Genomic DNA, 13,238 nt, shown 5'->3' on the forward strand with positions numbered 1-13,238 from the left:
CTCTGCAAAGGTACGGATATGATTTTGACTCTAATACATAACAAAGCTTTGGGCCATGCAGTCAGAATTTATAGCTTGGGTCTACTATTACGATCTCATCCTTTTCGTTCCAGCCAAGTATTTTCCTGATTTGCTCGTCTAGAAGATCTGGATCAAGCGAACGACTTCTTAACCTGCTTACGCTATTTTCAAGCGAAGCACTTTGTTGTTTTAAGTTACTTAGGCGATCGTTTAGAACTGTGATCTTGCTGTATTATCGAGTTAGCATATTTGGAGTAGCATATTTGTCCCGTCGCAGGGGGCTTGATCTGGGTCGTTATGAACCTCAATAAAGACGCTAGCAACCCTGCAGGAAAGCAAGAAGATAGGTGCGATCTTAGTGGGTAAATTTTACTAGAAATGATTAGTTCTAGCTTTCTATAAAAAAAACTTCTGTTGCAAAGTAAAACTAATCAACCGGTAGCGCTTTGCAGAGAGCTACGCTTAGGCTAAACCAATTTCACTACGGCGATTCTTTTTTTGCCGGCGGATAGGCGCAGGGTAGAGTTTTCGTCAAAATGCTCGGCCTTAATAATCAAGATATCATCGAAAACTGGCTCATCATTAAGATACGCCCCCTTACCTTTGATTAGGCGCCTTGCTTCGCTTCTGCTCGATACCAGGTTGGTTTTTACGAAAAGGTCAACTATTGACTGGCGCCCAAGGGTGGTCTCACGATCCATCTCATACACCGGACCGTTCAAGAATTCGTTAGTGGTTATTACTGGGCCATCACCAAACAGGCTTTGAGTTGTTGTCCTTACCGCCTCAAGATTCTCGCGCCCATGGGTCAGCCTGGTAATTTCATCCGCCAAAATTATCTTCGCGTCATTCAAGCTCTGCCCTTGAAGTTGCTCTAAGCGCTGTATTTCGTCGAGCGGTAAATCAGTAAACAAACGCAAAAACCTGCCAACATCGCGGTCGTCTATATTACGCCAATACTGCCAAAAATCGTAAGGCGAAAGCTTATCTGCGCGCAGCCACACAGCTCCATCTGCGCTTTTGCCCATTTTTTTGCCGTCACTGGTTGAAAGTAGTGGAGTGGTTAAGCCATAAACGCTGGCCGATCTGGCACGACGGATCAGTTCGGTTCCGCAAACAATATTGCCCCATTGATCAGATCCACCTATCTGCAGTTTGCATTGATGTCTGTCAAACAGTTCCAAGAAATCATAAGCCTGCATTATCATATAGTTAAGCTCTAGCAGGCTTAATGGCTGCTCACGCTCCAGCCTGGATTTGACGGTGTCAAATGTCAGCATTCTGTTAACAGAAAAATACTTTCCGACATCTTTTAAAAAGGAAATGTACTCGAGCTTATCCAGCCAATCTGCATTGTTTATTAGCAATGCATCATTTGCAGACTCACCAAATTTCAGGTAGGGCTCAAGGCATTTTTGCAAACCATCTGCGTTATAAGCGATCTCCTGATCGGTCAATATAGGCCGAGCAGTATCCCTTCCAGAGGGATCACCGATTTTGGTCGTTGCCCCGCCAATAAGCAGTATTGGCCTGTGCCCATGTTTACTCAGCAAACGTAATATAAGAATCTGTACAAGGTGTCCGACATGAAAACTGTCGCCCGTAGCGTCACAGCCTATATAAAAAGTAATCTTTTCTTTTGACAAAAGGTCATCAAGACCGTCGATATCAGTACATTGGTAAACAAATCCGCGCTCGTAAGCCTCTTGTAAGAACGAAGACCTAAAGCTACGAGACATTAGCAACCTTTTTCTTACCGCGACTCAGTTCTGATGCCAGATAGCTTTTGATATGGGCAGAAAGCGTTTCAAGGTTTTCTTTAAAGAAATGGTCCGCTTTTTCCATGATTACATAATTAATATCAACTTTCTTTTGGGCTTGTATTTTTTTCACCAGCTTGGTGACCTCCTCGGCAGAGACGATATTGTCACCGTCCCCCTGAACAATCATGCCTGGAATAGGACATGGGGCCAGGAAGTTAAAATCGTACAGATTTGCCGGAGGCGCGACCGTCACAAAATTTTTGATTTCCGGGCGACGCATAAGTATTTGCATAGCAACCCACCCGCCAAACGAAAACCCGCCTACCCAAAGGTCACGTTGCCCAGGATTAACCATCTGAATCCAATCAAGAGCCGCTGTTGCATCGGCAATCTCTCCTTCGCCCTTGCCACACTCGCCCTCTGATCGGCCAACTCCACGAAAATTGAACCTTATTACGGAAAATCCAGAATCGGCAAAAGCCCTGTAAATCGTAAAATTTACCTTATTGTTCATTGTGCCGCCTTGCTGCGGATGTGGATGCAGGACAATCGCCAGCGGAGCAGACGGGGATAGGTTGTGGTGATATACCCCCTCTATACGGCCGCAAGGACCATCAAAAATTACTTCTGGCATATGTAATCTCCTAGTATTAGACTGTGCTAATTGGGCAATGTTTGTACTAATATTATGTTATTAGCACATTTGGCCGTCAAAAGCAAGCAAAATGAGAAATATTTACCTCGATAACCAGGCGACAACCCAGTGCGACCCTCGCGTTCTTGAGGCTATGCTGCCGTATTTTTGTGAAATTTATGGCAATCCAAGCTCTGACCATGAGTTTGGTTACCAAGCCAGCACAGCTTTAGAAAAAGCGCGTGAGCAAACAGCCCAAATCATTGGCGCGCAGGCCAAGGATATTTTATTTACTTCGGGGGCAACCGCGGCCGCAAATACCGCCATCATTGGCTGTGCCAGATTTTATGGCAAAAAACGCAACCATATTATTACTTCTGCTATCGAGCATAAATGCGTGCTGGAGTCTTGTAAAGCTCTGCAAGAAGAGGGGTTTGAGGTAAACTATATAAAGCCGACAATCGATGGGATTATAGAGCCAGATGCTGTCGAACGGCTTATCAGCGATAAAACGCTGCTGGTCTCAATAATGGCGGTTAATAATGAGATCGGCACAATCCAACCAATACGTGAGATTGGTCAGATTTGCCGGTCACGCGGGGTGATTTTTCACACCGATGCCGCTCAGGCAATTGGGAAGATTAATATAGACGTTGCAAAAGACAACATCAGCATATTGACCCTTTCTGGACACAAAATCTATGCTCCAAAGGGGGTGGGCGCTATATATATTAGCTCATCCCCAAAGGTAAAGCTTCGCCCATTGATTTTTGGCGGCGGGCAAGAGCGTCAGCTTTTTCCAGGCACAACACCGGTTCCTTTGTGCGTAGGGCTTGGTCAGGCTTGTGAGCTTATGCGTACCGAAATGCACGAAGTCAACGACAACATTAGCCGTATTAAATCCAGATTTTTTGAGTATATAGCCCAAAACCTTGAGCAGGTTTACCTGAATGGCCATAAGGATAAACGCGTCCCGCACAACCTAAACATATCGTTTGCTGGGGTAGAGGGTGAGAGTTTGATGATGGCAATGCCTGAAGTGGCTGTTTCATCGGGCTCAGCATGTACTTCTGATACGCTGGAGCCATCTTATGTGCTTAAGGCAATGGGCATAAGTGAAGACCTAGTACATACGGCCATACGGTTTGGGTTTGGCAGATTTACCACTGAGGATGACGCTATGTACGTTGCCCAAAAAACCGTGGAAAGCGTCAAAAGACTCAGGTCTATGAGCCCCATATATAAAAAGCTATCCACTTGATTTCTTTTCCGAATGGCGACAGCAATGGCTAGTATAAATTTAAGCAGTCATTCAGCTAAAATTGTGTTTTTTAATCGAATTTTGTTTTAAACTTGCTGCGGTTTATTTTTGTGTGGCTAGATTATGAAGGGTTTTGCAGCCTCTGCTGTTTTCTTAGCTTCAGCACTTTTGGCCTTTTTGTTAGGCGGGCTGCTGCCTGACCGTGTTGGCGCGTTTTTTTACTCGATAAGCCTGATTATTAAAGAGTGTATGATCTTTGCCTTGCCTTTGGTCATATTCTCTTTGATTTTTACGTCTATCTGCAGAATTGGCGTTGGCTCTGTTAAGTCTTTGGCCATAGCAATCCCGCTTATAGTGGGTTCAAATTTTATTAATACGCTTATTGCTTATTTTCTTGGCGCATCTTGCGTCAGCGCTGGCCTTATATCGTCGATTGACACAATTTCTGCAAGCAGCGCTGCTTCTTTCGCGCCATTGTTTTGCTTCTTTTTACCTAAAATCATCTCAAACGACATCGCTTTGATATCTGCGGTTGTGTGTGGGGTTGCTTATGCCGTAATAGCTCGTCGAGACTTAGGCACAAAACTTGGCGCAAGCGTTCGCAAAGCGCATGAGCATTTGTCCTGTTTTTTGAACACCTTCATAAAATATTTCTTTAAGGTTTTGGTACCACTGATGCCGCTTTTTATATTCGGAACGGTGGTAAAACTCAGTCGAGACGGAATAATCTCACAGATTTTGTCCGAGTATTTAGCGGTTATGCTGATCTTCCTTATCTCTGCATACGGATATGTGTTCGCTCAGCTTTTTGCCCTGTCGACTGGCAGCTTAAAAATATATAGCAATTACCTAAAAAATATATTGCCAGCAGCCATAACTGGATTTGGCTCCATGTCAAGCGCGGCGGCTTTGCCTTTGTCGATTAAGGCGGCTGAGGAAAACTCTATCGACCGAGATAATGCACGAATTATCGCCCCATGCTCGGTGAATATTCACTTGATTGGGGATTGCTTTTTTATACCATTTATTGCACTAGTAATGTTGATTTCATTCGGTAAGGATTTACCAAACTTTGCAACATACTTAATTTTTGCGGCGCATTTTGTTGCGGCTAAATTCGCCGTAGCAGCGGTCCCTGGTGGAGGCATCCTTGTAATGCTGCCTGTACTACAAAAATATCTTGAATTTAACGCCGATATGTTGGGATTAATAACCGGTTTGTATGTCCTGTTCGATCCATTCATAACAGGCTGTAACGTCGCAGGAAACGGCTCGCTAGCGATTGCTTTCGACAAGCTTATGAGGTTGAGAAAGTAAAACGTCAGAATTCATAATATAGACATAGCAATGGCTACAGCCGCCTTAAGCTGATATAAGATACTCGGTAGGATTCTGCTGATTTTCTTGCTGCGGTTACAGAGGCTATGCGCTTTTTGTTTATCATTCTGACCCTGTATCTGTTTTCAGTGGTCAATATTTTGACTGCTCCAGTAAACCCGCAGATGTTTCTGTTGCTGCTTTTTTTTGACCACCTTGTGTACAGACGCCCCAGTTTTAATACTATCGAGATTGGTATCGCATCCATTTATACCGATCTGATTAGCGGAAGTTTCTGCGGCTTAACGTTGATAGGGGTGATGATGCTAAGCATTGCAGTAAATGCCCTAAGCGCGATCCTGTACGACGCTGGTTTTATTGTAGTGTACGCTCTGTTCTTGATGATACTAGCCTGTATCATGCCAACACTGCATTATCTGCAAGAATTGCTTACGGTTTCATCGATTGAGTTTACTACATCCAAAACAGCGTTGGAGTTTTTGGCCACTATGCTGCTGTACCCAGTAACGTATGTGCTCTTGTTTTCCCGTAAAGAACCCTTAAAGTATGCGTAAAAAGCCTAAGGATACGCTTTTTACAGACAGGATTAGGTTTGCAATATCTGCGACCGTTTTACTAACGATTGTGCTGATTGGGCGGCTTTATTATCTGCAAGTGGTACAGCATGAAAAGTATGCTTTACTATCCAACAGAAATCGAATTCGTATAAGACCTATAATACCCAAAAGAGGCCGAATTATCGCTTTAAACAATATTCCACTGGCCTTCACAGGGGCAAAATACCGCCTGGTCGGCGACAGTAGCGTAAGAAAAGACTTAGAGTCCGATATTAAGTCTTTGCTAGCGGATCCTCAGGCCGTGCAGTTTATAAGGCCTGATCTTTTTCAGGAAGCTAGAAAAACCCCGCCGTACAGCCATATAATTATAAAAGACGAGATGGCTTGGGCTCAGGCGAATCAATGTTTGCCACTGTTAAACAAATACAAAACCTTGTATTTGGATAATTACTACTACAGAGTATATCCGCTGGAAGCATCAGCTTGCCACATTGTTGGATATATGTCCGCCCCGTCAACTAAGCAAGCTCTACCGCTGGAATATAAGTGCGGCAAAACTGGCATAGAAGAACACTTTGACCCTATGCTTGCTGGGGAGTTTGGGGTAAAAAAGACCGAAGTCAACGCACGCAGCGTCCCTGTTAAGGATCTTTGCGACGATAAAGCCGAAAGTGGCCAGGACCTTGAAACAACCATAGACGCGGGTCTGCAAAAGCTTGTGTACCAGTTGCTTTCGGTCCACAAAGCAGCGTCATGCGTAGTAATGAACATTGAAAACGGGCATATTCTGGCAATGGTGTCGGTGCCTGGCTTTGATCCCAATAAACTTACAAGCAATCAGAAGTACTGGCAGCATGTAATGCAAGCTTCTACCAACCCATTGATGAACAGGTCGATTGCGGGGCTGTACCCACCTGGGTCTACATTCAAGCCGATTGTAGCACTAGCTGCTTTAAAGGCTGGCGTGATAGACAGGAACACAAAAATATTCTGCCCAGGATACATGCGACTTGGTAATCACATATTCCATTGCTGGAAGCACGCTGGCCACGGATATGTTAATGTAGAGCAAGCGATCGCGTCATCGTGTGATGTTTTTTTCTATAACCTAGGGCTGCGGCTTAAACTTTCCGATATTACCGAAATGGCTGAAGTCTTTGGGTTAGGCGATAAAACAGAAGTAAATGTTCCACATGAACAGTCTGGGAAAATACTAATTGGCAAGCCTTCAGGCGGGGGGCGTGCTGCACGGAGAGTCCTAACCGCAATAGGGCAAGGCTCAATTGTTGTCACGCCAATAGGATTATGCGTTATGACAGCCCAGATCGCCAATGGCGGATATAGAGTCTTTCCGACGCTGAGTAAAGGTAAGATGTCACCACGTGAATCTTTGGGGATTTCACCTAAACACATTGAGATTGTTAAAAACGGGATGTTCTGGGTATGCAATAAACCAGGATCGTCCGGATATGCCCGTGGATACAGCGCCCGATATCCCATAGCCGGCAAGACCGGAACAGCCCAAGTGGTATCTTTATCGGACAAGAGGGGGCATTCGTGGCAGTATAAAGACCACGCTTTGTTTATAGCCTATGGCCCCGCAGACAGGCCCAAATACGCAGTTGCGGTGGTGGTTGACCATGGAACATCTGGCGCTTTGTCCTGTATTCCAGTCGCTCGTCAAGTGTTTGATTATATCGAAGCAAATGAAAAACCTGCTGACAATTAATCCTCTGCTCAAGAACCATGTCGGCCTGATTGCCATTGTATGTGTTTTGGCCGTTTTGGGCACAACCTATCAGTACAACACTGGTGGAGGAATCTGGCTTGGCAAGCCTTTGGTACATGCGACTAGGTTTTGCGGGCTGTTTTTGCTTATGATCCTTATTGCCAATTCAAGCATCATATTCTGGCATACTTGGGCTTACCACTTTTACCTGATCGTCTTGGTACTTTTGATGGCAGTAGAACTGGCCGGATTTGCCGGTATGGGCGCTAAACGCTGGGTGAATCTTTACATATTCACGCTTCAGCCATCTGAAGTCATGAAAGTTGCCGTCATCTTAGCCTTATCCAAATATTACTCGGACATTAACCTGGAAGAACAGAGTTTTATTTGGTCAGGACTACTTAAACGATATGCCGTACCTCTGTTTATCATCACCGTGCCATTTTTTGTCGTATTAAAGCAGCCAGACCTAGGGACTGCGGCAATTATTGCCGGCATAGGCATGTTCATGATGCTGATTGTGGAAAAGCAGCCTAGGCGTATTTTCTTATGCTTTTTACCGGCGGTGCTTGCATTGCCTTTTATATGGCCAATGATGCACGAGTATCAAAAGGCCCGCATTCTTACGTTCTTTAACCCAGAAAAATATCCCTTTGGTTCTGGATATCACATTATTCAGTCCAAAATCGCACTAGGATCAGGCGGTTTTTTGGGGAAAGGGTTTTTGATGGGAACTCAATCTAAACTGAACTTTCTGCCCGAAAAACACACCGATTTCATATTTGCCACAATCTGCGAAGAGCTTGGGTTTCTTGGAGGGGCGGCCATTATCCTTCTGTATGCTTTTATAGTGATTAGTGGGCTGAAAATAGCTAAAAAATCCGGATCACGCTTTGGCCTGCTAGTCTCTAGTGGTATTTCGGTAATGTTCGGTCTTCATGCATTCATAAACATAGGAATGGTCATGGGAATACTGCCCGTAGTTGGCATACCGCTTCAGATAGTTTCATACGGAGGCAGTTCTATGATGACCTTCATGATCGCGTTGGGAGTTATGCTCTGTGTGGGCCTCAACAAGAAAACCCACATCAGACCATAACTTCCACAACACCTGAGTAGATGTTACTCGTAAAACGAATAACTACTTTGCAAGGGCACTAATAATTTCAGGATGCTGTGCGACAATGTTAGCACCTGTCTCAGCCACACGCCCTACTGTATTAACAACTTGCCCAGCCAGCCGTCCTCCTGTTTTCAGAACTTGCTCACCCACATGTTCTACTTCATGCACAACATTTCCGACTACCTTCTCAACTTTTTTCTCCGCACCTTTAAACCAGTTACCAATGTCATTAAGCCACTTTGGAGTTGCCATACTATTGTCAACAATAGTAAAGCTACCAACTATTACCATACTCAATAATACTTTCTTATTCATAATCGTCTTTCCTCTATTTGCACTATTATCAATATAATACTGTCAAATGAACAAATGGTTAATAAGTATGTTTTTTGCCTGAACAAGAAGCGCAAAACATCTGCAGCTAAGCGGTTCGTTTATTTTTTCAGTAATGTTTGCTAGCATCCAGCGATCGTTGATTGATAAGTTTTGTGTCACGCATAGCAGTTGCCTTATCGGGCGGGGTTGACAGCAGCACCACAGCTGCGCTTCTGCAAAAAGAAGGGCATGAAGTGTTTGGCGTTACGATGTCTCTTTGTGAAAGCGAGGGCGCCAAAGTTTCCTTAGATTACGCTAAGCGTGCTTGCGATCAGTTAAAAATAGATCATCATGTTTTTGACTTCAAAGATCAGTTTAGCAAAAACATCATCGATTATTTCAAAAGCAGTTATATCAGTGGGATCACCCCTAATCCCTGCGCAAAGTGTAACCGCATAATCAAGTTTGGCCTGTTGTTTGACGCAGTGTCTGGCATGGGCGCAGACGCGCTGGCAACTGGACATTACGTAAAAACAGCACAAGATCAAGACGGTGAAATCGGCCTTTATAAAGGGGTTGATATGACCAAAGACCAAAGTTACTTTTTGTTTGGGGTGAAAAGAGAGACCCTAAAGTCTTTGGTATTCCCGCTTGGCGATAAGTGTAAAACAGAGGTCAGGCGTTTGGCCGCCGAGTTCGGGCTTTGCACAGCAGATAGGAAGGAAAGTCAGGATATCTGCTTTATTCCAAGCGGCGACTATAAATCTGTACTTGGCTGCCAGCCAAAGCTTGGAGACATTGTCGATACAAACGGCAATATTGTTGGGCAACATGCGGGGCTGTGGAACTATACAATCGGCCAACGAAAAGGCTTGGGTGTTTCCGGATCCAAGCCATTGTTTGTCGTTGATATGGATTCTGAAAACAATCGGCTTATTGTGGGCGAGCAAAGTCAGCTGGAGTACAACAAATTCCAAGTACAAGAAGTTAACTGGCTTATTGACCCTGGGCGCTTGCCACAGGAAGTATCTGTCAAAACACGTTATGCTCAATCCCCTATGCCAGCTAAAATAATACCTTTAGACGGGGAAAGTGACGTTATAGTCGAGCTTAAACAGCCTGCTTTTGCCCTGAGCCCGGGACAGTTTGCAGTTTTCTATGCTGGGGACAGGGTCTTGGGCGGAGGATGTATTCACGGCAAATGCTTGCCAACTGCTGCTGTTGATGAGTTGACGAATTTAAGACAAGCCTGCATTGCCCATGGCTAAGAATTTTTTATTTCTGTGCTCTGAAAAATCGCTGATATCACCCTTAAGCAGATTTCTGAGGGCTCTTTTGATAGTATCGCCAACTAGCTGAATGTTTTTTTTGTTATGCCTGTGAGCGCCGCCGATGGGCTCTTTAATGATTTCGTCTATTATTTCCAGTTTTAGTAAATCATAAGCCGTAAGGCGCAAGGCATTAGCGGCTTCTGCGGCATTTTCCCGGCTTTTCCAAAGGATTGACGCGCAACCTTCGGGCGATATCACGGAATAAACAGAATTCTCAAGCATGGCGATATGATTGGCTACAGCTATCGCTATCGCGCCGCCAGAGCCCCCCTCCCCTATTACAGTGCTGATAACCGGAACGTTGAGCTTTAAGCTTTCCTCCAGGCACTTAGCGATGGCTTCTGCTTGACCGCGTTCTTCCGCACCAACCCCAGGAAAGGCGCCGGCGGTATCGATAAACGTGATCAGCGGCATTCTGAAATGATCCGCCATTTGCATAAGACGGCGAGCTTTACGATAGCCTTCAGGATTTGGCATACCGAAATTACACTTTATCCTTTCGTTTGTGTCATGGCCCTTGTTTTGGCCAAGCGCTACAACAGATATGCCATCCAGGCGACCAATGCCGCCGATTATCGCACAATCCTCGCCAAACAGCCTGTCCCCGGCAAGAGGGGTAAAGTCCTCAATCAAAGCGTTTATATAATCAGGGGTTTTGGGCCTGTCGCCATGTCTGGCAACCTGGACTCGCTCCCAAGCGGATAAGTTTTCATAAATCTTGATTAGCAGCTTTTCTAATTTTTGCTCAAGCCTGGAAACCTCCTCTGCAACGCTGGGCTCAGCAGCCACACGCGGCTTAAGCTCGTTTATTTTACTCTCGATCTCGACTATGGGCTCTTCGAACTTGAACGTTATCATGGCCGTTTAAGCATCAAGCTTCTTTCCACCAAGAATATGCGTGTGAAAGTGCGGGACTTCTTGGCAACCGTCAGGACCTGTATTCGTTACCAATCTGTAGCCGCTTTCGCTCAGCCCGGCCTCTTTGGCAATTTTAACAACCGCACGAAAATACGCGGCAATCTGGGCGTCAGACGAATGTTCAATAAAGTCTGTCATGCACGTATACTCGCCTTTTGGCAGGACCAAAATGTGCTGAGGCGCTTTGGGAAATATATCGCGGATTGCAAGCACATCGTCACTTTCAAAGACCTTAGAGCACTTGGCCTCGCCACGCAAAATCTTAGCGAAAACATTATTTCTGTCGTATTCTTTCAGCATTTTGATTATACTCGCTGGCACAGCATATAATTGTCGTTTACCACAGCAAAACATAAAATGACACACATTTCAGATCAGCTCGTCGCTTGGCACGGAACAACAATACTTTCTGTACGTAAGGGCGACGAAGTCGTAATCATCGGCGACGGTCAGGTGACCATGGGGGCGTGCGTAGTCAAGGCCACTGCCCGAAAAATCAGAACTTTATCCGGAGGCAGCGCACTGGCGGGGTTCGCTGGCTCTACAGCAGATGCGCTGACTTTGTTTGAGAAGCTGGAAGCCAAGCTGGAGCAGTTTCAAGGACAGCTGACCCGCGCATGTGTTGAGCTTGCAAAAGACTGGCGCACCGATAAGTACCTCAGGCGCTTAGAGGCCATGATGGCCGTAGTCGATAGACAAACGTCGCTGATACTAAGCGGCAATGGCGACGTGCTTGAGCCAGAAGGCGGCATAATCGCCATAGGCTCTGGCGGCAATTATGCGTTAGCTGCGGCAAGGGCGCTTATCGGCATTAACAAACTCTCTGCTGAGGAGATCGCACGCAAAGCCATGGATATTGCGGCAGATATTTGTATTTATACTAATAAAAATGTGACTTTAGAAAAGCTAACCGGAAAGGACAAATGAAAACCCTATTATCTCCAAAGCAGATCGTTGACGAGCTAGATAAACATATTGTCGGTCAAGTTGAGGCCAAGCGAGCAGTAGCTTTGGCTTTGCGCAATCGTTGGCGCAGGCAAAAGGTACCAAGCCCGCTTAAAGAGGAGATTCTGCCCAAGAATATCCTGATGATTGGTCCAACCGGAGTTGGTAAGACAGAAGTATCGCGAAGGCTGGCGCGTCTTGCTCAAGCGCCGTTTATCAAGGTTGAGGCAACAAAATTTACAGAAATTGGATATGTAGGGCGCGACGTTGAACAGATTATCCGAGACCTAATCGAAATTGCAGTTTCAGACGCGAAAGAGCTTGCTCGACGGCAAAATCATAAGAAAGCGCAAGACTTGGCTGAAGAGCGCATTCTGCTTGCACTGATTGGGGAAAAAGCTTCGGAAGAAACCCGCAGTAAGTTCAAGGAAATGCTTGATTCTGGAAAGCTGGAGGATAGAGAAATAGAGGTTAAAGTGTCTGAGCAACCATCGCTTGGTCCAACGCCGTTTTTTGATATACCCGGGGCTTCTGGCGCCCAGATGGGGATGATAAACATCACCGACATGATAAATAAGAGCCTGAGGATTGGCGGCAAAAGCAAAGCACGTAAAATGACGATTGCCCAGGCTAGAGTTAAGCTGGCTGCTGAAGAGGCTGAAAAATTGTTGGATCAAGACAAGATTGTTCGCGAGGCCGTCCATAATGTTGAGCAAAATGCCATAGTATTTATCGATGAAATAGATAAAATCTGTGCCCGTGCCGAGGTTTCCAGCGCAGACGTCAGTCGCGAAGGGGTTCAGCGGGACCTGCTACCCTTAATCGAGGGATGCTCGGTTTCTACAAAATACGGAACTGTCAAAACCGACTATATCCTGTTTATTACTTCTGGCGCTTTTCATGTCACAAAGCCTTCTGATCTTTTACCAGAGCTGCAAGGCCGCCTTCCCATAAGGGTTGAGCTGAAACCGCTTAGGGATAAAGACTTCATCCGCATACTAACTGAGCCGGAATCCAGTCTGGTTAAGCAATATCAGGCTATGCTGGCAACAGAGGACGTTACCTTAGAGTTTTCATCAAGTGGTATTTCCAAGATTGCTTGTACTGCGGCAGAGATAAATGAAAACGTTGAGAATATAGGCGCCAGGCGTTTGCATACAATTTTGGAAAAGGTGGTCGAAGAGGTCAGCTTTAACGTACAGGATTACAAGGGCAAGACTGTTGTGATAGACGACAAATATGTAGAGAACGCCATAAGCGCTTTGGCTTCCAACAGAGATTTGTCTAGGTTCATACTCTGATT

At 45.3% G+C, this 13,238-nt stretch carries 14 protein-coding genes; 8 read left to right on the forward strand and 6 right to left on the reverse strand.

The genetic code is table 11. The features are described 5' to 3' along the window. Nucleotides 1-61 precede the first annotated feature (61 nt). The 3 genes from LBL30_03060 to LBL30_03070 all read right to left on the reverse strand — a co-directional run bounded on the left by LBL30_03060 (nt 62) and on the right by LBL30_03070 (nt 2,418). The gene (locus tag LBL30_03060; GenBank protein ID MDR1032072.1) at nt 62-244 is read right to left on the reverse strand and encodes a septum formation initiator family protein; all 183 of its coding nucleotides are present in this window, start codon (nt 242-244) and stop codon (nt 62-64) included. Between the two features lie 244 nt (nt 245-488). After that, the gene (gene tyrS / locus LBL30_03065) at nt 489-1,760 is read right to left on the reverse strand and encodes a tyrosine--tRNA ligase (protein ID MDR1032073.1); all 1,272 of its coding nucleotides are present in this window, start codon (nt 1,758-1,760) and stop codon (nt 489-491) included. Beyond that, complete coding sequence (locus LBL30_03070; GenBank protein ID MDR1032074.1) at nt 1,750-2,418, reverse strand: alpha/beta hydrolase; 669 nt, start codon at nt 2,416-2,418, stop codon at nt 1,750-1,752. The genes tyrS and LBL30_03070 overlap by 11 nt, the downstream gene beginning before the upstream one ends. Before the next feature lie 91 nt (nt 2,419-2,509). Here LBL30_03070 and LBL30_03075 point away from each other — a divergent pair, with 91 nt between their 5' ends. From LBL30_03075 to rodA, 5 genes are all read left to right on the forward strand, one after another. Then, nucleotides 2,510-3,679, forward strand: a complete 1,170-nt coding sequence (locus LBL30_03075; protein MDR1032075.1) for an aminotransferase class V-fold PLP-dependent enzyme — start codon at nt 2,510-2,512, stop codon at nt 3,677-3,679. 123 nt (nt 3,680-3,802) lie between these two features. Continuing rightward, the gene (locus LBL30_03080) at nt 3,803-4,996 is read left to right on the forward strand and encodes a dicarboxylate/amino acid:cation symporter (protein ID MDR1032076.1); all 1,194 of its coding nucleotides are present in this window, start codon (nt 3,803-3,805) and stop codon (nt 4,994-4,996) included. Between the two features lie 107 nt (nt 4,997-5,103). Then, a complete protein-coding gene (locus LBL30_03085; GenBank protein MDR1032077.1) occupies nt 5,104-5,571 on the forward strand; it encodes a hypothetical protein in 468 nt (155 codons plus the stop codon). Beyond that, nucleotides 5,564-7,303 carry a penicillin-binding protein 2 gene (gene mrdA, locus LBL30_03090; protein MDR1032078.1) on the forward strand — a complete coding sequence of 580 codons (1,740 nt, stop codon included), beginning with the start codon at nt 5,564-5,566 and terminating at the stop codon, nt 7,301-7,303. The genes LBL30_03085 and mrdA overlap by 8 nt, the downstream gene beginning before the upstream one ends. Continuing rightward, nucleotides 7,281-8,402: a rod shape-determining protein RodA gene (rodA, locus tag LBL30_03095; protein MDR1032079.1), complete on the forward strand. Its 1,122-nt coding sequence runs from the start codon at nt 7,281-7,283 to the stop codon at nt 8,400-8,402. The genes mrdA and rodA overlap by 23 nt, the downstream gene beginning before the upstream one ends. 42 nt (nt 8,403-8,444) lie before the next feature. Here the strand turns inward: rodA and LBL30_03100 are convergent, their stop codons facing one another. Next, the gene (locus LBL30_03100; protein MDR1032080.1) at nt 8,445-8,741 is read right to left on the reverse strand and encodes a hypothetical protein; all 297 of its coding nucleotides are present in this window, start codon (nt 8,739-8,741) and stop codon (nt 8,445-8,447) included. Between the two features lie 173 nt (nt 8,742-8,914). On the opposite strand from LBL30_03100, the gene mnmA reads away from it, so the two are divergent. Beyond that, on the forward strand, nt 8,915-10,009 hold the full coding sequence (gene mnmA, locus LBL30_03105; protein ID MDR1032081.1) for a tRNA 2-thiouridine(34) synthase MnmA: 1,095 nt from the start codon (nt 8,915-8,917) through the stop codon (nt 10,007-10,009). Here the strand turns inward: mnmA and LBL30_03110 are convergent. Together LBL30_03110 and LBL30_03115 are read right to left on the reverse strand one after the other, a co-directional pair. Further along, nucleotides 9,980-10,930, reverse strand: a complete 951-nt coding sequence (locus LBL30_03110; protein ID MDR1032082.1) for an acetyl-CoA carboxylase carboxyltransferase subunit alpha — start codon at nt 10,928-10,930, stop codon at nt 9,980-9,982. The genes mnmA and LBL30_03110 overlap by 30 nt on opposite strands. Before the next feature lie 6 nt (nt 10,931-10,936). Continuing rightward, nucleotides 10,937-11,290 carry a histidine triad nucleotide-binding protein gene (locus tag LBL30_03115; protein ID MDR1032083.1) on the reverse strand — a complete coding sequence of 118 codons (354 nt, stop codon included), beginning with the start codon at nt 11,288-11,290 and terminating at the stop codon, nt 10,937-10,939. Nucleotides 11,291-11,347: 57 nt separating this feature from the next. On the opposite strand from LBL30_03115, the gene hslV reads away from it, so the two are divergent. Together hslV and hslU are read left to right on the forward strand one after the other, a co-directional pair. After that, the gene (gene hslV / locus LBL30_03120) at nt 11,348-11,917 is read left to right on the forward strand and encodes an ATP-dependent protease subunit HslV (protein ID MDR1032084.1); all 570 of its coding nucleotides are present in this window, start codon (nt 11,348-11,350) and stop codon (nt 11,915-11,917) included. Then, nucleotides 11,914-13,236, forward strand: coding sequence for an ATP-dependent protease ATPase subunit HslU (gene hslU / locus LBL30_03125; GenBank protein MDR1032085.1), 1,323 nt, complete (start codon nt 11,914-11,916; stop codon nt 13,234-13,236). Before hslV ends, hslU begins: the two co-directional genes overlap by 4 nt. The last annotated feature ends 2 nt before the right edge of the window (nt 13,237-13,238 follow it).

The organism is Holosporales bacterium (assembly GCA_031263535.1).
In the GTDB taxonomy this organism is placed as follows: domain Bacteria; phylum Pseudomonadota; class Alphaproteobacteria; order UBA3830; family JAIRWN01; genus JAIRWN01.